The sequence below is a fragment of the Rhodococcus sp. D-6 genome (assembly GCF_040256695.1).
GTDB classification, from domain to species: Bacteria; Actinomycetota; Actinomycetes; order Mycobacteriales; family Mycobacteriaceae; genus Rhodococcus; species Rhodococcus pyridinivorans.
In genome coordinates, this window is sequence record NZ_CP132970.1 from 4,820,072 (window position 1) to 4,840,815 (window position 20,744).

Annotated in this window: 21 protein-coding genes, 1 tRNA gene and 1 other RNA gene; 11 read left to right on the forward strand and 12 right to left on the reverse strand. The window is 69.5% G+C overall.

Annotated elements, in window-relative coordinates:
* Positions 1 to 6: 6 nt before the first annotated feature.
* The gene (locus tag RBB84_RS22670; protein WP_006552513.1) at positions 7 to 906 is read right to left on the reverse strand and encodes a LysR family transcriptional regulator; all 900 of its coding nucleotides are present in this window, start codon (positions 904 to 906) and stop codon (positions 7 to 9) included.
* 123 nt (positions 907 to 1,029) lie between these two features.
* On the opposite strand from RBB84_RS22670, the gene RBB84_RS22675 reads away from it, so the two are divergent.
* Together RBB84_RS22675 and RBB84_RS22680 are read left to right on the forward strand one after the other, a co-directional pair.
* On the forward strand, positions 1,030 to 2,418 hold the full coding sequence (locus RBB84_RS22675) for an MFS transporter (protein ID WP_064256675.1): 1,389 nt from the start codon (positions 1,030 to 1,032) through the stop codon (positions 2,416 to 2,418).
* Positions 2,415 to 3,152 carry a 3-hydroxybutyrate dehydrogenase gene (locus RBB84_RS22680; RefSeq protein ID WP_064256676.1) on the forward strand — a complete coding sequence of 246 codons (738 nt, stop codon included), beginning with the start codon at positions 2,415 to 2,417 and terminating at the stop codon, positions 3,150 to 3,152. The genes RBB84_RS22675 and RBB84_RS22680 overlap by 4 nt, the downstream gene beginning before the upstream one ends.
* A 53-nt stretch (positions 3,153 to 3,205) precedes the next feature.
* Here RBB84_RS22680 and RBB84_RS22685 read toward each other — a convergent pair whose 3' ends face one another.
* On the reverse strand, positions 3,206 to 3,790 hold the full coding sequence (locus RBB84_RS22685; RefSeq protein ID WP_024102753.1) for a TetR/AcrR family transcriptional regulator: 585 nt from the start codon (positions 3,788 to 3,790) through the stop codon (positions 3,206 to 3,208).
* A 53-nt stretch (positions 3,791 to 3,843) separates the two neighbouring features.
* Positions 3,844 to 4,509 carry a YoaK family protein gene (locus tag RBB84_RS22690; RefSeq protein WP_064256677.1) on the reverse strand — a complete coding sequence of 222 codons (666 nt, stop codon included), beginning with the start codon at positions 4,507 to 4,509 and terminating at the stop codon, positions 3,844 to 3,846.
* A 138-nt stretch (positions 4,510 to 4,647) separates the two neighbouring features.
* Between RBB84_RS22690 and RBB84_RS22695 the strand changes: the two genes are divergently transcribed.
* A complete protein-coding gene (locus tag RBB84_RS22695) occupies positions 4,648 to 5,691 on the forward strand; it encodes a DUF1524 domain-containing protein (RefSeq protein WP_082921069.1) in 1,044 nt (347 codons plus the stop codon).
* Between the two features lie 23 nt (positions 5,692 to 5,714).
* Here the strand turns inward: RBB84_RS22695 and RBB84_RS22700 are convergent, their stop codons facing one another.
* Positions 5,715 to 5,978 (reverse strand): hypothetical protein, encoded by a 264-nt coding sequence (locus tag RBB84_RS22700; protein WP_006552507.1) that lies wholly within the window; start codon positions 5,976 to 5,978, stop codon positions 5,715 to 5,717.
* 85 nt (positions 5,979 to 6,063) lie between these two features.
* Positions 6,064 to 6,151, reverse strand: a tRNA-Ser gene (locus RBB84_RS22705).
* 117 nt (positions 6,152 to 6,268) lie between these two features.
* Here RBB84_RS22705 and ffs point away from each other — a divergent pair.
* The 5 genes from ffs to RBB84_RS22730 all read left to right on the forward strand — a co-directional run bounded on the left by ffs (position 6,269) and on the right by RBB84_RS22730 (position 10,811).
* An RNA gene (gene ffs / locus RBB84_RS22710) (signal recognition particle sRNA small type) lies at positions 6,269 to 6,363 on the forward strand.
* 47 nt (positions 6,364 to 6,410) lie between these two features.
* A complete protein-coding gene (locus RBB84_RS22715) occupies positions 6,411 to 7,703 on the forward strand; it encodes an aminotransferase class I/II-fold pyridoxal phosphate-dependent enzyme (RefSeq protein ID WP_006552506.1) in 1,293 nt (430 codons plus the stop codon).
* A 390-nt stretch (positions 7,704 to 8,093) separates the two neighbouring features.
* Positions 8,094 to 9,443, forward strand: a complete 1,350-nt coding sequence (locus tag RBB84_RS22720; protein WP_231912051.1) for a hypothetical protein — start codon at positions 8,094 to 8,096, stop codon at positions 9,441 to 9,443.
* A 22-nt stretch (positions 9,444 to 9,465) separates the two neighbouring features.
* Positions 9,466 to 10,038, forward strand: coding sequence for an HhH-GPD-type base excision DNA repair protein (locus tag RBB84_RS22725; protein ID WP_006552504.1), 573 nt, complete (start codon positions 9,466 to 9,468; stop codon positions 10,036 to 10,038).
* Positions 10,035 to 10,811, forward strand: a complete 777-nt coding sequence (locus RBB84_RS22730; RefSeq protein ID WP_006552503.1) for a trypsin-like peptidase domain-containing protein — start codon at positions 10,035 to 10,037, stop codon at positions 10,809 to 10,811. Before RBB84_RS22725 ends, RBB84_RS22730 begins: the two co-directional genes overlap by 4 nt.
* Before the next feature lie 21 nt (positions 10,812 to 10,832).
* On the opposite strand, the gene RBB84_RS22735 is transcribed toward RBB84_RS22730, so the two are convergent.
* The 3 genes from RBB84_RS22735 to RBB84_RS22745 are packed head-to-tail and all read right to left on the reverse strand — an operon-like array spanning position 10,833 to position 13,740.
* Positions 10,833 to 11,939 carry an LLM class flavin-dependent oxidoreductase gene (locus tag RBB84_RS22735; RefSeq protein WP_064256680.1) on the reverse strand — a complete coding sequence of 369 codons (1,107 nt, stop codon included), beginning with the start codon at positions 11,937 to 11,939 and terminating at the stop codon, positions 10,833 to 10,835.
* Entirely contained in the window at positions 11,939 to 12,784 is an 846-nt protein-coding gene (gene thiM, locus RBB84_RS22740) for a hydroxyethylthiazole kinase (RefSeq protein ID WP_064256681.1), read from the reverse strand. Before thiM ends, RBB84_RS22735 begins: the two co-directional genes overlap by 1 nt.
* 59 nt (positions 12,785 to 12,843) lie before the next feature.
* On the reverse strand, positions 12,844 to 13,740 hold the full coding sequence (locus RBB84_RS22745) for a rhodanese-like domain-containing protein (RefSeq protein WP_024102759.1): 897 nt from the start codon (positions 13,738 to 13,740) through the stop codon (positions 12,844 to 12,846).
* Between the two features lie 124 nt (positions 13,741 to 13,864).
* Here RBB84_RS22745 and RBB84_RS22750 point away from each other — a divergent pair, with 124 nt between their 5' ends.
* Complete coding sequence (locus RBB84_RS22750; RefSeq protein ID WP_006552499.1) at positions 13,865 to 14,554, forward strand: GntR family transcriptional regulator; 690 nt, start codon at positions 13,865 to 13,867, stop codon at positions 14,552 to 14,554.
* Positions 14,555 to 14,558: 4 nt separating this feature from the next.
* Here RBB84_RS22750 and RBB84_RS22755 read toward each other — a convergent pair whose 3' ends face one another.
* Positions 14,559 to 15,203: a PadR family transcriptional regulator gene (locus RBB84_RS22755; protein WP_006552498.1), complete on the reverse strand. Its 645-nt coding sequence runs from the start codon at positions 15,201 to 15,203 to the stop codon at positions 14,559 to 14,561.
* Positions 15,204 to 15,334: 131 nt separating this feature from the next.
* Here RBB84_RS22755 and RBB84_RS22760 point away from each other — a divergent pair, with 131 nt between their 5' ends.
* Both RBB84_RS22760 and RBB84_RS22765 read left to right on the forward strand, forming a co-directional pair.
* Entirely contained in the window at positions 15,335 to 17,587 is a 2,253-nt protein-coding gene (locus tag RBB84_RS22760) for a DNA polymerase III subunit gamma and tau (RefSeq protein WP_350246898.1), read from the forward strand.
* 71 nt (positions 17,588 to 17,658) lie between these two features.
* Positions 17,659 to 18,237: a DUF2231 domain-containing protein gene (locus RBB84_RS22765; protein WP_064256682.1), complete on the forward strand. Its 579-nt coding sequence runs from the start codon at positions 17,659 to 17,661 to the stop codon at positions 18,235 to 18,237.
* A gap of 99 nt (positions 18,238 to 18,336) precedes the next feature.
* Here RBB84_RS22765 and RBB84_RS22770 read toward each other — a convergent pair whose 3' ends face one another.
* Genes RBB84_RS22770 through RBB84_RS22780 form a run of 3 tightly spaced genes read right to left on the reverse strand, consistent with a single transcriptional unit; the run spans position 18,337 to position 20,709 of the window.
* Positions 18,337 to 18,768 (reverse strand): RidA family protein, encoded by a 432-nt coding sequence (locus RBB84_RS22770; RefSeq protein ID WP_082921066.1) that lies wholly within the window; start codon positions 18,766 to 18,768, stop codon positions 18,337 to 18,339.
* On the reverse strand, positions 18,758 to 20,356 hold the full coding sequence (locus RBB84_RS22775; RefSeq protein WP_064256684.1) for a gamma-glutamyltransferase: 1,599 nt from the start codon (positions 20,354 to 20,356) through the stop codon (positions 18,758 to 18,760). Before RBB84_RS22775 ends, RBB84_RS22770 begins: the two co-directional genes overlap by 11 nt.
* Positions 20,353 to 20,709: a non-heme iron oxygenase ferredoxin subunit gene (locus tag RBB84_RS22780; RefSeq protein ID WP_006552493.1), complete on the reverse strand. Its 357-nt coding sequence runs from the start codon at positions 20,707 to 20,709 to the stop codon at positions 20,353 to 20,355. Before RBB84_RS22780 ends, RBB84_RS22775 begins: the two co-directional genes overlap by 4 nt.
* Positions 20,710 to 20,744 lie beyond the last annotated feature (35 nt).

Sequence of the window (20,744 nt, forward strand, 5' to 3'; positions counted from 1 at the left end):
TGCACTCTATCGAGCGACCCCCAGGAGTACCGCTCGCTGGGCGTGCACGACCTCCCGGATCGCCGCGACCGCGGCCGCGACCTCCGGCTGCCGCAGCGTCTCCGAGCGTGCGACGAGCCAGTAGGCCAGACGCGCCTCGACCTCGCCGGGCAGGACCCGGACGAGATCGGGGTGCCGATCGGCCATGAAGCACGGCAGCAGACCGAGTCCTCCGGCGGCGCGGGTCGCTTCGACGTGCACGAACACGTTCGTCGAGCTGATCGAATCCTGCATGTCGGGGGCGATGCGCCGCGCGACGTCGAGATCGTCGACCTGCAGCATCGAATCGATGAAGTACACGAGGGTGTGCTCACGCAGGTCGCGGACCGACGACGGGGAGCCGTGCGTGGCGAGATAATCGCGCGAGGCATACAGGCCCAGGTTGTAGTCGGCGAGACGGTGCGCTTCGGCCCGATGCACCTGCGGGCGTCCCACGACCACCTCGATGTCCATGCCGGACCGCTGCTGTGAGGCGCGACGGGTGGTCGCGACGATCTCGACGGAGATACCCGGATGGCGTTGCCGCACGAGCGCGCCGGCCGGGGCGGCGATGTAGGCGCTGAAGCCGTCGGTGGCGGAGATACGCACGACGCCCTCGAGGCGGCGCTCACCCCGGGGGTTCCGCAGACTTCCGACCGCGGCCTCGATGCGTTCGGCGGCCTCGAGCGCCTCGCGACCGCGGTCGGTCAGTTCCCATCCCGCCGCCGACCGCGTGAGCACGCGACCGCCGAGGCTGCGCTCGAGCGCGGCGATCCGCCGGGAGATCGTGGTGTGGTTGACGCCCAGGTCGTCGGCGGCGCTGGTGAACCTGCCACTGCGCCCGACGGCGAGCAGGACGAGGAGGTCATCGGCCGAGGGCACGCTCATGTGTGCAGTTTCGCAGATCGCATCTGCGAATCGCGTCATTGTGGATGCAAATGTGCGTACCGATACTCGGCATATGTGTTTGGAAGTGTTCCCCGTCACACAGCGTCCCGGGAGGGTGCAGGCATGAGCGTCGAACAGGCACGAACGGATGGACCGGAGAGTTCACCGTCGGCATTGCGCAGGGTCGTCGGTGCGTCCATGGCGGGCACCGTCGTCGAGTGGTACGAGTTCTTCCTCTACGGCACCGCCGCGACCCTCGTCTTCGCCAAAGTCTTCTTCCCCGACGGCGGCAACGAACTCGACGCGATCATCGCGGCGTTCGTCACCTACGCCGTGGGCTTCGTCGCCCGGCCGCTCGGTGGGATCGTCTTCGGCCACTTCGGTGACCGGTTCGGACGCAAGCAGCTGCTGCAGACCAGCATCATCATGGTCGGCGTCGCGACCTTCCTGATGGGCTGCCTGCCGACCTTCGGTGCCATCGGGTACTGGGCGCCGGCACTGCTCGTGACGCTCCGGTTCATCCAGGGCTTCGCGGTCGGCGGCGAGTGGGGCGGCGCGGTACTGCTGGTCGCCGAACACAGCCCCGATCGCTCGCGCGGATTCTGGTCGTCGTGGCCGCAGGCCGGTGTGCCGATGGGCAATCTCCTCGCGACGATCGTCCTGCTCGTCCTCACCACCACGTTGCCCGAATCGGCCTTCCTGTCGTGGGGCTGGCGAGTCGCGTTCTGGCTCTCGGCCGTCATCGTGCTGATCGGCTACTACATCCGCACCAAGGTCACCGACGCCCCGATCTTCCTCGAGGCGCAGCAGGAGGCCGACAAGCTGAAGGAGACGTCGTTCAACGTCTTCGAGGTGCTCGAGCGCTACCCGCGCGGCGTGTTCACGGCCATGGGCCTGCGGTTCGCCGAGAACGTCATGTACTACCTCGTCGTCACCTTCTCGATCACCTATCTGAAGATCATCGTCGGTGCCGACACCAGCCACATCCTGTGGTGGATGCTCGCCGCGCACGCCGTGCACTTCGTGATCATCCCGATGGTCGGACGACTGTCGGACACGCTGGGACGCCGTCCCGTCTACATGATCGGTGCCGTCACCGCCGGTGCCTGGGGCTTCCTCGCCTTCCCGATGATGGACACCGGCAACAGTGCGTGGATCATCTCGGCGATCGTCATCGGACTCGTCTTCCACTCGTTCATGTATGCGGGGCAGCCGGCGATCATGGCGGAGATGTTCCCGACCCGCATGCGCTACTCGGGCGTCTCCCTCGGCTACCAGGTCACCTCGATCGTCGCAGGGTCGCTCGCCCCGATCATCGCCGCGAGTCTGCTCAGCCGCTTCGAGTCGTCGGTCCCGATCTCCTTCTATCTGCTCGGCTCGTCGCTGATCACGATCGTCGCGGTGATCGTGGCCCGGGAGACGAAGGGCATCTCGCTGCGCGACATCGACGCCGCGGACGCGGAAACGGTCGCCCAGAAGAAGGCCGCCGAGAACGCCAGGATCTCGGCATGAGGGCCCGCACCGCACTCGTGACCGGTGGTGTCGGCGGGATCGGGGCGGCCTGCGCCCGCGCCCTCGCCCGGCAGGGAGTCCGCGTGACCGTCACCGACGTCGACGAGGTCGCCGCGAAGACGCTCGCCCACGAGATCGGGGGAGAGGCGTGGGGTGTCGACCTGCTCGACACCGACGGCCTCGACGGTCTCCGCCTCGACGTCGACATCCTCGTCAACAACGCCGGCATCCAGGTGGTGCGGCCGGTGGAGGACTTCGCCCTCGCCGACTTCCGCCGCATCCAGACGCTCATGGTCGAGGCGCCGTTCCTGCTCGTGAAGGCCGCGCTGCCCGGCATGTACGAGCGGGGCTTCGGCCGGATCGTGAACATCTCGTCGGTGCATGGGCTGCGGGCGTCGGCGTTCAAGGCCGGGTACGTCACCGCCAAGCACGGCCTCGAGGGGTTCTCCAAGGTCGTCGCGCTCGAAGGCGGTCCCCGTGGCGTGACGAGCAACTGCGTCAATCCGGGTTACGTCCGCACCCCGCTGGTGGAGAAGCAGATCTCGGAACAGGCCCGCGCGCACGACATCCCGGAGGATCGCGTGCTCTCGGATGTGTTGCTCACCGATCAGGCGGTGACCCGGCTGGTCGAGCCGGAGGAGGTGGCCTCGCTCGTGTCGTGGCTGGCCTCCGACGAAGCCGGGATGGTCACCGGCGCGTCGTACACGATGGACGGCGGCTGGTCGGCCCACTGACAGGACGGTCCGACTGCAATCACCGACCCGCGTCCCGGATTCCGGGGCGCGGGTCAGTGCGCGTCGGCGCCGTCGAGGACGAGTTGGACCTGGGCGTGCAGAGCGTGGGTCAGATACTCGCGCGGGTAGAGCTCGGGGCTCGCCGCCGCGTCGAGTGCGAGCCCGTTCGCGGCCGAGAGCAGCAGAGCGGCCCGGGTCTCCGGGTCGGGTGTACCGGCGCGGATCAATACGCGCGCTATGCCCGTGCGGATCGTGAACAGGGTGGCGGTGCGGATGGCGCTCAGCGTGGGGGAGGTGACCGCCCGCACGGCGAACGCCGACATCACGTGCACCTCGCTGCCACGTTCCTCGTCGAGGGGGAGCAGCTGGCTGAGCGCGGAGAACAGGGTGCGCGCCGGATCGATGTCGGGATCGACGTTCGTCAGCCGGTTCAGCACCCGGTCCGAGAGCGTGCGGAACGAGTACGCGAGCATCTCGTCCTTGGTTGGGAAATGGTGCTGCACCGCCCCGATCGAGACCCCTGCCTCGTTGGCCACCTCCCGCACACTCGCCGCGTCGAGACCGTTGCGTGCGGCCACGTCGAGCAGGGCCGCAGCAAGCCTGGTGGGGCTGGTGGTGATGTAGGGGCGCGTGCGCATGGGGAGCACCGTAGCCGAGCTCTCCACCATACGAACGTACGGGGAGGCGGGAATCACACCCCGTCGGTGAGCTCGCGATCTGAGAGGAAACGGACCGACACCGTCAGCGCGGCTGCGAACGCCGCTGCGACCCACAGGGCGTGCAGCCCCAGCACCCGGTGGGCGAGCGCGCCGAGAACGGCGCCCGTCACCAGGCCGCCCCACAGGCCCAGATAGGGCAGCCAGCTCCAGCGCGGACCACCGAAGAACGCCGCCGCGATCCGCTGCCCGATCTTGACCAGCGCACCCGTCATGTAGGTCAGGGCGACGGTCGTCTCCCCGTGCCGCCGGAACACCGAGTTCTCCGTTCCCATGGCCAAGGTCATCGCGATCACGGCGACCGGCGTCCAGTCCACGAAGACGGCCGCGGCGGCGATCGTCAGCAACACGGTCACCGTCGCGAGGACGGCGGTCTTGCGGGTCCGCCGGTCTCGGTCGGTCAGTTCCGCTACCACGCTGCCGAGAATCACTCCGAGCACGAACAGCGCGAGCACACCGCCGATGAGGGTGACCGTCTGCCACGCACCGTCGGCCGTCCCGACCGCGAAGCGCGTGGAGTTGCCGCTCATGAACGACACGAAGACGCCGCCCAGGGTGATGAAACCGAGGGCATCGATGAACCCTGCGAGAGAGGACAACGCGATCGCGAGTCCCTGCAACTGCCTGCCGTAACCGACCACCAGACGATAGTAGGAACCGTTCCCGCCGGATGCCGACGACGTCGGCTCGCGGATACTTACGCGGTGTAACGACCGGGCGTTGTGGGCGCGATGGACAAGGGGAGCCGTCCGGCGCCGTCGTTCTCAGGAGTTCCCTCGATGTCCTTGCCCCGCTTGTCGTCCCGGCTGTCCCTGCTCGTCGTCGCGACGGTCGCGGGTCTGACCCTCACCGGTTGTGATTCGACCACCGAGGACACTTCCGTCGCTCCGGCGGCGACTTCCGAACAGTCCCCGGTGCCGAGCTCCGAAACCCCCACGACGACACCGTCCCCCACCACGACGCGCTCCACCTCGACGACCGCACCGAACCCGGCAGCGTCGGCGGATTCGTCGGAGGCCCTGGCCCGGCTGGCGACCCTGCCGATCAAGGGGCGCGCGCCCAAGACCGGGTACAGCCGCGACCTGTTCGGCCAGGCGTGGAGCGACGACGTGTCGGTGGAGTTCGGGGGCAACGGCTGCGACACCCGCAACGACATCCTGCGACGCGACCTCGTCGATATCGTCTACCGGCCCGGTACCCGCGACTGCGTCGTCGCGTCGGGAACCCTGAACGACTTGTACACCGGTACGACGATCGCGTTCACCCGCGGGCAGGACACCTCGACCGCGGTGCAGATCGACCACGTCGTCGCGTTGTCGGACGCGTGGCAGAAGGGCGCGCAGCAACTCGACGCGGGCACCCGGGCCGATTTCGCCAACGACCCGCGCAACCTCCAGGCCGTGGACGGGCCGACCAACCAGCAGAAGAGCGACGGCGACGCCGCCACCTGGCTGCCGCCGAACCGCGCGTACCGCTGCACGTATGTCGCGCGGCAGATCGAGGTCAAGGCGATCTACGGCCTGTGGGTGACGCAGGCCGAGCACGACGCGATGGCGCGGGTCCTCACCGAATGCGGAGGTGGGGCTCCCGCAGCTGCACCCGCGCCCACCACGACGACGCGCCAGGCGCCCGCACCTGCGCCGGCACCCTCGCCGGCTCCTGCACCTGCGCCCGCCCCCGCCGAGCCGGCCCCTGCTCCGGCGGAGGTGTATTACAAGAACTGCGCGGCGGCCCGGTCCGCGGGAGCCGCACCGCTGTATGGGGGAGAGCCCGGCTACCGGCCGAAGATGGACGGTGACGGGGACGGCGTCGCCTGCGAGTAGCACACACCGCCGTGATCTCTCGGTCAGCTGAAGCGGTGGGTGAGATTGCGGCGCATGCGGTGCAGCTCGCGGAGCTGGGCGCCCAGCCGCTCGACCTCGGCGTCGAACCGGCGCGCCCGGTCCACGGCCCCCACCCGGTGTTCGGCGAGGGCCTTCTGTTCGGTCTTCTCGATGGCTGCGGACACCTCGTCGATCTCCCGGTCCAGCATCTCCACCCAGACCGAAGCCTGCTCGTGGTCGGCGTCGCCGCCGAGCGGGAAATTGTCGTCCGCGGTCACGAGACGCATCGTGCCCGAGATCGGCCCGGTACGCGAACACGGGGACCGGAAAAGCAGAAACCCCGTGGGACGCTGTGCGCCCCACGGGGTTCCGTGGCGGAGGATAGGGGATTTGAACCCCTGAGGGCGTTAACCCAACCCGCGTTCCAGGCGAGCGCCATAGGCCACTAGGCGAATCCTCCGTGGGGAAGCATACCGAATGGAGACCCCAACTTGCCAAACGGGCACGTCGCACCCTGATTCCAGGGGTGCTGCGGGGGCGGGTTCGCCGCCGGGGCGCTCGTTCCTCTACACTTGCCGATGGATCCCGCGCGGCGCGCATCCTGTGAACTCCCCCAGGGCCGGAAGGCAGCAAGGGTCAACGGGCTCTGCCGGGTGCGCGGGGTCCTCTTAATTTCCGCCGATGCCCGTGTCACCGTGCACGGTGAAAGGTCCCTCCGCATGCCTACGCAGACCCAGTACGGGTTGATGAGCCATGAGGAACTCGTTGCAGAGCACGAGCGCCAGTCCGCCAACTACGAACGGTTGAAGTCGGAGAAGCTGACGCTGGACCTGACCCGCGGCAAGCCCTCGCCCGAGCAGCTCGACCTCTCCGCGGAGTTGCTGTCGCTGCCGGGTGCCGACGACTTCCGCGACGGCAGCGGCACCGACACCCGCAACTACGGCGGCCTCACCGGCCTGCCCGAGCTGCGCGCGATCTTCGCCGAGCTGCTGAACATCCCGGTCGAGAACCTCGTCGCAGGAAATAACGCGAGCCTCGAGATCATGCACGATCTCGTCGTCTGGTCGTTGCTGCACGGCACCGTCGACTCGCCGCGCCCGTGGTCGCAGGAGTCGGTCGTCAAGTTCCTGTGCCCGGCGCCCGGCTACGACCGGCACTTCGCGATCACCGAGTCGCTCGGCATCGAGATGATCCCCGTGCCGCTGCGCGAGGACGGCCCCGACGTGCGGTTCATCGCCGATCTCGTCGCGAACGACCCGCAGATCAAGGGCATGTGGGCTGTGCCGACCTACTCGAACCCCACCGGCGCGGTGTACTCCGAGGAGGTCGCCCGCGAGTTGGTGTCGATGCCGACGGCCGCTCCCGACTTCCGCATCTTCTGGGACAATGCCTACGCGGTGCACCCGCTCACCGAGCACCTCGCGCCCGCGATCGACATCCTCGGTCTGGCCGCGCAGGCCGGTCACCCGAACCGCGTGTTCGCGTTGGCGTCCACCTCGAAGATCACCTTCGCCGGTTCGGGCGTGAGCTTCTTCGGCAGCTCCACCGAGAACCTCACCTGGTACCAGAAGTACCTGGGCATCAAGACCATCGGTCCCGACAAGGTCAACCAGCTGCGTCACCTGCGCTTCTTCCGCGACGCCGAGGGTGTGCGTGCCCACATGGCCACGCACCGCGAGATCCTCGCGCCGAAGTTCGCGCTCGTGCGCCGCATCCTCGAGGAGCGTCTCGGCACGTCGAAGGTCGCGTCGTGGACCGAGCCCGAGGGCGGCTACTTCATCAGCCTCGATGTCGTCGAGGGCACGGCGGCCCGCGTCATCGCCCTGGCGAAGGAGGCGGGTATCGCGCTGACGGGTGCCGGTTCGGCGTTCCCGTACAAGAAGGACCCCGAGGACAAGAACATCCGCCTCGCACCGAGCTTCCCTTCGCTCGGTGAGCTCGAGAAGGCCATGGACGGTGTCGCGACCTGCGTGCTGCTGGCCGCAGCGGAGAAGGCGCTCGCCGACAAGTAGTGCGTGGGTAGGTACGCAACGCGAGGACGAGGCTCGCAACATCGGCAGTCACTGCCGGCGTTGCGAGCCTCGATTCTTTGTTGCGTACCTCCGTCGACAAGAATCTGCACTCCGCGTGTGAGTTTGTTCCCAGCCTGTGGATAAAGTTGTGCACAACACGTGGACGGGCGGTGGACAACTCGGATCGGCCCTGGTCGGGGCATTCTCGGTGCCCGCCGTCACCACGACTTGCTTTCCCCTACCGACCTGACATACTCGCTGGTCAGGGTCGCCGCATACCGTGCGGCGGGTTCGGAAGTGGTGAGTGTGATGGAAAACCGCGCTCTCGTGAATTCCGGAGTCGGCGTATCGGCCGTCGGATCTGTCACGGGGTGTCTCGGTGTACTGAAGGTGTTCCTACTGGCGCTCGACATCGAGGCGGCGCCCGAGACGCCCCCGCGGGTCCCACCCGTCGAGAAGGTGGAGCCCTTCCTGCCGGCACGCATCGCCGAGCAGCCCGAGACGGACCACGGTGTGCGTCCGCCGTGCCTGCTCGCGTTCCGGCACGTCGTCGACCCGACACGACCGGAGATCTCGTTCGGTGCGTCGACGGGGTCGCTGCGTGAGGCGCCGGACACGACCCGACCGTATGTGGGACACCCCGCGACGTGCGTGTCGCTGTGGGACGTCCCCGGCCACGGTCTCGTCCTGGCGCTGGAATCGCTGTCGGACCACGGGTCGCCGCTCGTCGACTGGCGCAGCGACCCGCTGCAGGACCGCGACGGCGCCGGTCTGCGCCCGGTGCTCGGCGAGTTCCTCGCGCCCTTCGAACTGACCGCCGACGCCTGCCTGAACGACGTGTTTCCCGGACTGAACAGGCGGTTGTGTGCGCCGACGACCTATCAGCCCCTGCACGAACTCGTCGTCCACCGCCACCGGGGAGTCGGCGATCGCGAGGTCGCCGAGGGCATGGTCGTGGAAGTGGTCTCGAGCGGCGGCGAACGCGTCCGCTCGCTCGTCGACGGCCCGCGCATCGGACCGGAGGCCCGCACGGCGGCACGGTCCTGGGGTGTGTTGTGGAAGTGGGACCGGGTTCCGCTCGTGGACCGGCCCGTGCAGCCGGGAGCCACCATCGCCGTGCGGGAGGACTCCGGTGCGGTGCTGTTCGACCTCGAGGCCACCGCCCTCGGCAGCGACTATGTCGGGCACGGCACCCGCGAGATGATCTACGGGCTCATCCCGTGGGTGGCGGTGCGGGCCCGGGCCTCCGCCGACTACTGGACGACCATGGAGCATCTGCGCCACCCCGACGGGCTCGGCGGCGATCGGCTGGCCACGGTCCTCGACGACATCGCGATCATGCAGGCGCGCCGGATGGAACGGGCCCTGCTGCGCAAGGAATCGATTCACGACGACCGGTTCCACTCGTGGACGCAACCCACCCAGCTGCGAGCACTCATGGCCGGCCGGGTCGCCGACGAGTTGGCCGAACTCGACGCGGAACTGTCCGAGGCCGTGGACATCGTCGAGCACGCCCTGCTGCGCAGTGCCGAGTTGCGCGGTGCGAGGCATACCCGCTTGGCCAAGGGCTGGTCCGCGGCGGCGTCGGTCATCGCCGTCGTGGCGTTGTTCGCCGCCCTGGCCGCCGTTCCGGACACCTCGCAACCGACGCTGTTCCCGCACTGGCTGCATGCTCTGACCACGTCGATCGCGCTCACCCTGGGCATCGTGATCGCGGTGGTCGTGTGGCGCCGCCCCTGACGCGCAGGGCATGATCGTCTGCATGTCCTCGACGCTGAACCTGGTCGGAGATCCCGACGCCGACGCACTGCTGGCCGAGAACCCGCTGGCGCTTCTCATCGGCATGCTGCTCGACCAGCAGGTGGCGATGGAGGTCGCGTTCGCGGGACCGAAGAAGCTCGCCGACCGTCTCGGCGGTCTCGACGTGTACCGCATCGCGTCGGCCGACCCCGACGAGTTCGTCGCGGTGTGCGCGCAGCAACCGGCCGTCCACCGGTTCCCCAAGTCGATGGGACAGCGGATCCAGGCGCTGTGCGCGGCGATCGTCGAGGACTACGACGGCGACGCCTCCGCACTGTGGACGTCCGGCGACCCGGACGGCAAGGAAGTGCTGCGGCGGCTGAAGAAGCTGCCGGGCTACGGCGACCAGAAGGCACGTATCTTCCTGGCGCTGCTCGGCAAGCAGATGGGTGTGCGGCCCGAGGGATGGCGCGAGGCCGCCGGCGACTACGGGCACGAGGATGCGCGCCGGTCGATCGCCGACGTCGTCGACGAGCAGTCGCTGCGCGAGGTGCGCGAGTTCAAGAAGTCGATGAAGGTAGCGAAGAAGTCATGAGACGCGTCGCAGCGGTGTGCGGCGCCGCCGTCGCCTTCGCCGGGGGAACCGTGGGCGTGGCCTCGGCCGGCGGGGGAGACGACCGGGTCGTCCTCCGGCCCGGCGACGGGATCGTGTTCTCCGCGGAGCCGACACCGGGTTGGTGTTCCGTGGCGGCGGTCGGTCACGACGACGCGGGTCGGCTCGTCGCGATCACGGCGGGGCACTGCTATCAGACGGGATCGTCGCCCGTCTGGAAGGTCGAGGAGCAGCACCGCGGGCCGATCGGAACCGAAACGGACGTCGCGAGTACGGGTTCGGTCGATCAGCTGGGATTTCCCACCGACGAGATCGCCGACTACGCGGTGGTCCTGCTCGACGAGACCCGCGTGCGGGGATCGAACACGTCGGTGCCCAACGACCGGGGAGAGCGAGTCGTGCTCGAATCGGTCGCGGCGTTCGGCGAAGGCGAGCTGCCGGCCGGAACACATTGCGCGGCAGGGCGGAGCACGTCGGTGGCCTGCGCGACCGGCGATGTGCGGGTGGACGGGAACCTGATGTCCTCGCCGCTGCTCATGCGACCGGGCGATTCCGGCGGGCCGCTCGTGCGTACCGAGACGGGCGAATGGATGGGACTGTCGGTGGGTTACCGGTTCCCGCAGACCGCGGTCTCCGACGACCGGCAGGTTCCCGACACGAGGTTCGCCGCCTACCAGCGGGCCGACCGGATCCTCGCCGAGATCGACGCGCGCGACGGGATCGGCTCGGGGTTCCGTCTCGTCGACACCCCCTGACCGATCCCGCCCGCGTTACCGTCAGAGCTTCTCGAAACGCGGAATCAGGTGTTCGGCAACGTTTTTCGCCTCGTCGATGAGCGGCCATCCGGCGAGGATGAGGGAGGTCGGTCCGGTCGCGTCGCGCAGGGTGCGCACGTGGCCGGTGATCTCGTCCGGGTCGCCGACGTAGTAGACGGCCGACGATCCCGTGGCGAAGATGTCCAGCGGTGACCACGCGGTGATGCCCGCGTAGAGGCCGTCGCCGAGATACAGGTCCTCGGGTTCGGGCAGCTTGCCGGCATTGATGGTGTCGACCCAGCCCTGCCGCTGCGCGTCGCGCGCGGTGAAGGTCTTCAGATCCTGCTTGCCGTGCGTGCGGCGCCGAACCGCGTTGTCGAGCACGTCCTGGATCTGCTCGATGCCGGCCTTCTCGAACAGCGACCGGAACCGCTCGAGTGCCTCCTCCCGGTTCGGACGCACGATGACGCCGGACAGGGCGCCGAAGTCGGTGTACTCGCGACCCTCTGCTGCAGCGGATTCGCGTGCGGCGGTGAACTTCTCCGCGACGAACGAGGTCTCGCGCAGCATGATCAGGTAGGCGTCGAGCACCTTGCCGGCGTTCTGCAGACCGGCGGGGGAGTCGCCCGTTCCCCACAGCGGCACCGAGTGGTCCGCAGGAGCATCGATGCGCAGCGGGGTGTTCGGGAAGTTCGACGCGGTGCCCTCGGCATAGATACGCCGGAACTCCGCCCAGTACTTCTCGCCGAGCTCGTACCGGCGGTCGTGCTCGACGTTCATGTCGTACTTGGTGAGGATGTTCTCCCGGCCGTTGACCGAGTTGATCATCAGGCGACCACCGCTGAACGCGTCGAAGGTGAGGGCCTTCTCGGCGAGCAGTCGCGCGGGCGTCATGTTCGCGTAGATCGCGACGAGGAACTTCATCCGGCTGGTGTGCGCCGCAGCCCAGGTCGCCGAGATGAAGGGGTCGTTCGGCCAGGTGGCGACGAGCGCACCTTCGAAGCCGCCGTCGTCGATGGTCTTCGCGAGTTCGATCTGCCGCTGCCCGTCCACCGGGTACAACCCGCCGGGGCTCCAGGGGTAGTCGCCGTCGGCCTGGGTGAGATACCAGAAGGTCTTGATGGGCATTACTTCGTGTCCTTCGAGGGGAGTTCGAACGGTTCGACGCGGGCGCGGGCGCGCAGCATGTCGGCGTCCACGGCGAACAGGGCGTCGAGATAGGCGACGGCGAACGAACCGGGGCCGGTGGAGTTCTCCTCGGCGATCTCGGACGCCACGGCGACGTGCGCGTGGGCCGCCGCGAGGCCGACGAGAGGGGTCTCCGCAACCGCGAGATAGGCCGCGACGAGTCCGCCGAGGGAGCATCCGGTGGAGGTCACGCGCGGCAGCATCGCGCTGCCACCGGCGATGCGCAGTCCGACGATCCCGCCGTCGCGGTTGCGTCCGACGAGGTAGTCGACGGGACCGGAGGCCGATACGGCGTCGGCGCGGTCGAGCAGCGCGAGCGCCGCGGGCACGGCGGCTGCGGCCTCGTCGGCGCTGTCGACGCCGCGCGTGTCACCACCCAGACCGGCCAGCGCGATGATCTCGGAGGCGTTGCCGCGGATCGCGGTGGGACGGAACTTCAGCAGGTCGGCGGCGAGCGAGGTGCGCCACGCCAGTCCGCCCACTCCCACGGGGTCGAGGACCCACGGGGTGCCGGCGTCGTGCGCGGCCTCGGCCGCGCGGGTGAAGGCCACCGAGGTCTCGTCGAAGGGGGTGCCGAGGTTGACGAGCACTCCACCGGCGATGCGCGCGAAATCACCTGCCTCGTGGGCGTTGTCGATGTGCGCGTTGCTGGCGCCCGCGGCGAGCAGCACGTTGGTGAGGAAGTTGGCCGAGACGATGTTGGTCAGCGAGTGCACCAGCGGCGTCTGCGCGCGCAGGGCGTCGAGGGTGACGGCGAGATCGTCGATGGTGGGGGTCGTGGTCACGGGAGATCCTGTCGGGAGGAGGGGAGGGGACGAAGCGGGTCAGGATCGCGGACATCGCATCATGCGTCGCCCTTCCCTTCTCCGAGTGTCCGCATGGGGAGTGCGGGGTCGGCGGTCCACTCCTCGAGGGATCCGTCGTAGACGGCGATGTCGTCGTGGCCCGTCCGGACCAGTGCGAGCGCCACCAGGCAGGCCGAGACGCCGCCACCGCAGTAGAGGATCAGGGGCCGGGAGGTATCGGCGAGGGCCTGCTCGGCCAGCTCGGCGATCCGATCGGTGCTCCGCAGGACGCCGTCGGCGAGCAGGCTCTTGGCCGGCAGGTTCCGGCTCCCGCCGATGTGCCCGCGGCGCGTGTAACGAGTGGTGGCGGTGCCTGCGAACTGCTCGGCGTCGAGCGCACAGACGAGGGTGCCCGGTGCGTCACCGGACACCACGGCGAGCACGTCGTCGCGATCGCGCCACAGGCCGTGGTCGGGCAGCCCGGTCCGGGATGTGGTGGCAGTGCGCTCGGCGGCGTCGCCGGTTTCCACGGGCAGGTCGAGCGCGGTCCAGCGGGCGAAGCCGCCGTCGAGGACGCGGGCGGAGACACCGATGTTGCGCAGCATCCACCACAACCGGGACGCCCAGGTCATGCCGCCGTCGTCGTAGATCACGAGGTCGGTGTCGGGGGTCACGCCGAGTTCGGTCAGGGCGGCCGCGAGGTCGTCCGGGGCGGGGCGGGAGAAATGCAGGTCGGTGCCGGGGGCGCTGAATCCGCCGAGCAGGTCGGCGTGCACGGAGCCCGGGATGTGCGCGGCGCGCCAGGTCGCGTAGCCGGATTCCGGACGGTAGTCGCCGTCGAAACGGGGCTTCGGAAAGGTGACCGTGGCGTGCAGGACCGTGTGGGCGCCGGGGTCGCTCGCGAGCTCTTCGGCGCTGATCAGCACCTGTTCGTCCCGGAAAGCCGCCTCGGTCACGCGTTGGGTCCTCTCGTCGTGTTCGAGGAGCGACGCTAAACGACGAATAACGTATACGCAAGTATTCGTAAGTCCACGGTGGCATAATCGGCGCACGTAAACGGCATGCCTACGGAGGGTGTAGATGACCGAGCAGGACGCGACGGCCGAGCTGGAGAGCTCTCTTCTCGTCGAATCGCCCACCGGGCGCGACGACCAGACCTCCAAGCAGTACCTGCGCCTGCGCTCGGACATCCTCGCGGGGAAGTTCCCACGCGGCGCCGCTCTGCACGAGACCCAGCTCAGCGAGACCTACGGGGCGTCCCGCACCCCCATCCGCGAGGCGCTCAACTGGCTCGCGCACGACGGTCTGCTCGAACGGGCCAGTCGCGGCTTCCGGGTGCGTTCGGGCACCCCCGAGGACGTCATCGAGATCTATGCGGCGCGCGTCGCGCTCGAATCCGAGGCGGCCGGCGCCGCGGCGATCCGGCACACCGATCTCGACATGGCGCGGCTCGAGCGACTGCACGATTCGTGCTGCTCAGCCACCGACGACGGCGCGGTGCGCATCGGGAACTTCCGGTTCCACGAGGCGCTGTGGCAGGCCGCGCACAACACGACGATCACGACATTGCTCGTGCGTCTGACCACCCAGCTGCGGATCTACGACTCCGGGCCGCCGTCCAACTACGGCGAGCCCGATCTGCTCAACCGGGAGCACGCGCAGATCCTCGACGCCTTGCGGGCGCGGAACGAGTCCGCGGCCCGCGAACACATGCGTGCTCATCTCGAGCGCAGCCGCGAGCAGCGCATCCGCCTCTTCGCCCGCGGCTGAGCCTTCACTCCTGATCGGACGTGTCGATGTCGCCGGCGAGGATCCGGTACAGCGACTTCTTGGCTCCGGTGAGGACCGCGTGTGCCGCGGCGACCTCGGCGTCGGAACCGCTCATCGCGACCGACCGCGTCGCGACCTGCAGTTCGCGCAGTGCGAGTCGCAGGTCGGGGGCGTCGGAATCGGGATCGTGAGCGGCGAAGGGGTCGAGGAGCTCGTTTTCCGGATCGTCGATGTACGTGCGGCCCGCATCCGTCAGTGAGACGAGCTTGCGTCCGCCCTCCTTCTCGACGGTGACGAGTCCTTCGTCCTCGAGCTGGGAGATCGTCGGGTAGATCGCGCCGGGGCTGGGGCGCCAGGCGCCGCCTGTCCGTTCGGCGATCGCTTCCATGAGCTGGTAGCCGTGCATCGGTTCGGTGCCGAGCAGGCGCAGCACGGCCGCGCGGACGTCGCCTCGCTGTGCTCGGCCGCGTCGTCCTCCTCGCGGGCCGCCGTGTCCCCGTCCGCCGCCACCGCGGTGCGGGCGGAAGCCGGGTTCGTCGTGCGGGTGGTGTCCGCGACGGCGGGGGCCGTCGGCGCGGAACGGGCCGCCGGGAAGATTTCGATCGTGCATGGCGCGGCGACGGCCGCGGGGATGTTCGTGGGTTCGCATCTGTGCGTCTCCTTCTATGTCGATACGGTCACGATAGATCTCGATATATCGTTAACGCAACAGTGGTCTCGGCCACAGATGTCAACGGACCGACCGCCGTGCATGTCGGGAGCCGCCGGTACGCTCGGCGCGTGGCTCTGTACCGGAAGTATCGACCTGCGACCTTCGCGGAGGTGGTGGGGCAGGAGCACGTCACCGTGCCCCTCAGCACGGCGCTCGACACGGGCCGCATCAACCACGCTTACCTGTTCTCGGGTCCTCGTGGATGCGGCAAGACGTCCTCGGCGCGCATCCTCGCCCGCTCGCTCAACTGCGAGACCGGCCCCACGTCCACTCCGTGCGGAACGTGCCGGTCGTGCGTGTCGCTCGGCCCGGGCGGTGGAGGCAACCTCGACGTCACCGAACTCGACGCCGCGAGCCACGGCGGTGTCGACGACACCCGCGAACTCCGCGACCGCGCGTTCTACGCTCCAGCCGAATCGCGCTACCGCATCTTCATCATCGACGAGGCGCACATGGTCACCACGCAGGGCTTCAACGCCCTGCTCAAGATCGTGGAGGAGCCGCCGGAGCACCTCATCTTCGTCTTCGCGACCACCGAGCCCGAGAAGGTGCTGCCCACCATCCGGTCGCGCACGCATCACTATCCCTTCCGGCTCCTCGCTCCCACGGCGATGCGGGGTCTGCTCGAGCAGATCTGTGGCCAGGAGAACGTGCCGGTCGAGGACGCGGTCTATCCGCTGGTCATCCGTGCCGGCGGTGGATCCCCCCGCGACTCGCTGTCGGTGATGGACCAGCTCCTCGCCGGTGCCGGCCCCGAGGGCGTCACCTACGAGCGCGCCCTGTCGCTGCTCGGCGTCACCGACGTCGCTCTCATCGACGAGGCCGTCGATTCGCTCGCGGCCGGCGACGGCGCGGCGCTGTTCGGCACCGTCGAGAAGGTCATGGACGCCGGGCACGACCCGCGTCGCTTCGCCGTCGACCTTCTCGAACGGCTCCGCGATCTCATCCTCATGAAGTCCGTCCCCGACGCCGCCGAGCGCGGACTCGTCGACGCACCCGGCGACGTCCTCGAGCGGATGCGCGACGAAGCGACCCGCCTGGGCCCGGCCACCCTCACCCGCTACGCCGAGATCGTGCACGCCGGGCTCGGCGAGATGCGCGGTGCGACGTCGCCGCGTCTGCTGCTCGAGGTGATGTGCGCGCGCATGCTGCTCCCCGCGGCGTCCGACGCGGAAACCGCTGTCCTGCAACGCCTCGAACGACTCGAGCAGGGCATCGTCGCAGCCCCGGCGGGAGGTGTCGCGCCGAAGCCGGTGGCAGTACCCGCCGCGCCTGCCGCACCGCCCATCTCGCCCGACGAACCCGCGGCACGTTTCCAGCGTCCCTCCCAGCGCCGGGCAGCGGAGGCGGCGCCTGCCGCACCGTCCAACGAGACTGCTCAGCCCCGCGAGGCCGCTCAGCCGCAGCCGGAAGCTGCCCAGCAATCCCCTGCCCAGCAGGCACCGGTGCAGCCCGAACCGGCCCAGCCGGCACCTGCCCCGACACCGCCTCCCGCCGCCGCGCAACCTCCCGTCGTCCCGGAGGCTCCACAGCCGCAGAGTGTGCCCGACGAGGTTGCCGCACAGGAGGTTCCGCCGCCCGCTCCCGAGGATCCGGTTGCTCCCGAGCCCGAGCCCGAGCCCGAGCCCGAACCCGCCCGCGCGGCAGGCGGTCCCGACGCAACCCAGATGCGGGGTGTGTGGTCGGAAGTGCGCGCGAAGGTCCGCGAACGCAGCCGCACCGTCGAGGTGATGCTCTCGGGCGCCACCGTCCGATCGGTCGACGGCACCCGCGTCGTGCTCGTGCACGACTCCGCTCCGCTCGCGAAGCGACTCGCCGACGCGCGCAACGCCACGGTCATCGCCGATGCGCTGAAGGCGGTCTTCGGTGGAGAGTTCGAGGTCACCTGCGTCCACGGATCCGCTGCTGCGGAGGCACCTGCCAGAACCCCGGCGCCCGAAAAGAATTCGCGCCCGGCGGGTCAACCGCGTTTCTCCCGGCCGAGCCAGGCGAAGAATGCCGCGCCGCCCGCACCCGCCGAAGCCCCCGCCGCGCCGCAGCGACCGGCGGCCGCACCGTCGGCTGCTCCGACGTTCACGCGTCCGTCCGTGGAGAGCGTCGACGACATTCCGCCGCCCGAAGCCCCCGACCTTCCCGACGATCCGGGCTCGGGCTACGACGCGCCGCCGCCCGACCCGTCGCAGATGACGGAGGCGGACGTCGAGGAGATGTTCGCCGAGGCCGCCACGCCCGGCGACCCGTCGACGCGCCGCGATCCGGAGGAAGTCGCGATCGAGCTGCTCAAGGATGTGCTGGGAGCGAAACCGCTCGACGAGAAGTAGTCGTACCGAGTCCCAGGTCGCATCGACCGCGTCGGCGATTCGTATCTGCTGCCGACGGGTATCGCCTCATCATGAACCTGCACGAACTCCTGCGCGCCGTCGAATCCTTCGACGCTGTGGATCGGCCCGCCGAGCGCATCGCGCAGCGCATACGGCGAGTCCTCGACGGCTCCGTCGTCGACGACCTGCTCCGAGGTTCCTGGCTCGGACACCCCGTCCATCCGCTTCTCGTCACCGTCCCGATCGGATCGTGGATCTCTGCTGCGGCGCTGGACGCGTTGCCCGGGCAGCGCACCGCCTCCCGGCGACTCGTCGCGTTGGGACTGGGCGCGGCCGTCCCGACGATCGTCACCGGATATGCCGACTTCTCCACGCTGGAGGAGGTCCCTCAGCGCAGGGTCGGCGCGGTGCACGCCGTGTCCAACGCAATCGGGGTGATCTGCATGGCGACGTCCTATCGCGCGCGACGTGCCCGCCGCGACCGGGCGGGGACGGTGTGGACCCTGATCGGTCTCGGCGCCGTCGGTGTCGGTGGTGCCCTCGGCGGTCACCTCTCCTACGCCCAGGGCGGGGGAGTGTATCGATGGCAGCGACCGTCCGAGAGCGTCGATCTTGCAGCCGAACTCGAGGACATCGGCGCGAAGCGCTGAGCGTTCGTCGCCGAGGTTCACAACCCACAGAGGAGGCTCACAACCCTGATGGTCGACCACCAGGGTTGTGAGCCTCGTTTCTCGGTTGTGGACCTCCGTCTACCGGCACACGGCGGTCAGCGCGATCTCGAGCGGCGCCCCACCGGGCAGGGTGTGGACGCCGACTGCGGTGCGTGCCGGTAGCGCGTCCACACCGAGTTCGCGTTCGATCACGTCCGACGCGCCGTCCGCGACCACCGACAGATCGACGAAACCGGGCGCGCTCGCGACGTAGACGACCATCTCGACCGGCCGGAACGACGTGCCCTCCGGCAGCGTCGCGCGGATCGCCGCCAGCGCGTTGCCCACCGCGACGACCGCGGCGGCCCGGGCCTGTTCGACGGTGACCTCCGCGCCGACCCGTCCGGTGAGGATCAGTTCGCCGTCACGACGCGGTGTCATGCCCGCCGTGCGGACGGTGTCGCCGGCCAGCACGGCCGGGACGTACCGCCCCTGCGGACGCGGGGCGACAGCGGCTACATCAGTGGGCACCCAGAGCCACCCCCTCCTGTCGTGGATCGCTGCCGCCGAAGAGCACGCCGCGGTCGTCGATCGAGATCACCTGCGCGCTGCCCTCGGCACCCAGCGGTTCGAGCACCTCCACCCGGTGACCGAGTTCGCGCAGTTCGTCGCACACGCCGTCGGCGACGTCGCCTTCGATCCGCAACGCGGTCGGTTCGCCGAGCACGTTGGCGTCCGATCCCGGGAAGACGGTGAAGCGCGGCGCCGAGACCGCCTCCTGGGGGTCGAGACCGTGGTCGAGCAGGTGCGACAGCAACTGCATGTTCCACTGCACCTGGCCGTCGCCACCGGGCGTGTTGCCCACATGCCGCAGCTCACCCGCCGAGTCGGTGACGATCCACGCGTTGAGTGTGTGCAGGGGCTTGCGGCGCGGCGCCACCTCGTTCGGATGCCCGTCGATCAGGTAGGCACCGCGACCGAGCCGGTTGTTGAGCACGATGCCGGTGCCGGGCACGGTGAGCTTCGCTCCGAAGGTGAACGCCAGCGAGTGGATGAACGACACCGCCCGCCCCTCGGAGTCCACGGCGACGAACGACGTCGTGTCCCCGGCGGAGACGGCGAACGCCTCGGCCGGTGCACGCCCGTCGATCCGTGCGCGACCGGCTGCGATGTTCGCGGGATCGAGCACCCGTGCGACCCCGTCGTTGTCCGACGAGCACCAGCGGAGCCTGTCTTCGAAGGCGACGGTGGCCGCGCGGGCCATCCGGTCGATCGATGCCGCGCCGAGCACAGGGTGGGTGCCGAGCGCGTCGTCGCACAGGGCGGCCTGGTGCAGCACCATCCATCCCGGTGTGGGGAGCGGGGTCTGGTGCACGACGTGACCGGCATAGCTGCCGGTGAGCGCCGCCTCCGCGTCCACTGACGCCCCGGCCTGCCATTCGTCGCCGCTGAACGGTGCTCCGCCCCCCTGCAGCGCAGCCACGCAGCGTTCGGCGAGCGTGCCGGTGTAGAACGATGCCGGATCCTCGGCCAGGGCACGGATCGTGCGGGCGAGATCGGGCTGGGGAAGCACGTCGCCGAGGTGCGGGACGCGGTCGCCCGGCGTGTACACCGAGGCGAGTCCGGCGTCGCCGCGGATCGCATTCAGGGCGGTCTGCACATCGGTCCGGGTCTTCGCCGAGCACGGCAGGCCGCTCTCGGCGATCCGGGCTGCCGGCGCCCACAGTTCGGGCAGCGACCTGCTCGCTCCCCGCCGGTGCAGTGCGGCCAGCGCGGCGGGCGCGCCGGGGACGGCGACGGCGAGCGCCCCGTCGAGCGGGATCGCGTCGAGTCCCCGGTCCCGGTAGAAATCCGGTGTGCCGCCGTCGGGTCCGTAACCGCTGCCGTTGACGGTCCACACCGACCCGTCGGGCTCGCGGACCACGGCGAACGCGTCGCCGCCGATGCCGCACTGCCCGGGCAGGGTCAGCCACGTGACCGCTGCCATCGCCAGGGCAGCGTCGACGGCGTTGCCACCGTCCTCGAGGACACGGACCCCGGCGAGGCTCGCGAGCGGATGACTGGACGCGACCATGCCTCCGGTCGCGAGCGTCGCCGGTCGTGTCGCGCGCCGGGTCATGCCGACCGCATCCGACGTCGACGGGGTCCTTCCGGCGGCTCGGCGGGGTCGATCCCGACGAAGATCTCCCCGTCGCGCTCCTCGCACGGATAGGTCTTGATGGGCTCGGTGGCCGGCGGGCAGATCGGCTCGCCGGTCTCGAGGTCGAACGCGCTTCCGTGGCAGGAGCATCCGATACCGTCCTGGACGAGCTTGCCGGACGACAGCAGGCAGTCGAGGTGTGAGCAGTAGTTGGACGTGGCGTACGCCTTGCCGTCCAGTCGGGAGATGGCGAACTCGTAGTCCTCGGCGTAGAACCGGCGGACGATGCCTTCGGGCACCTGCCCGGATCGGGCCACTCGCTTGAACTCCATGGTCTTTCCTCCAGGCTTGTCGAGGGTCGGTGTCG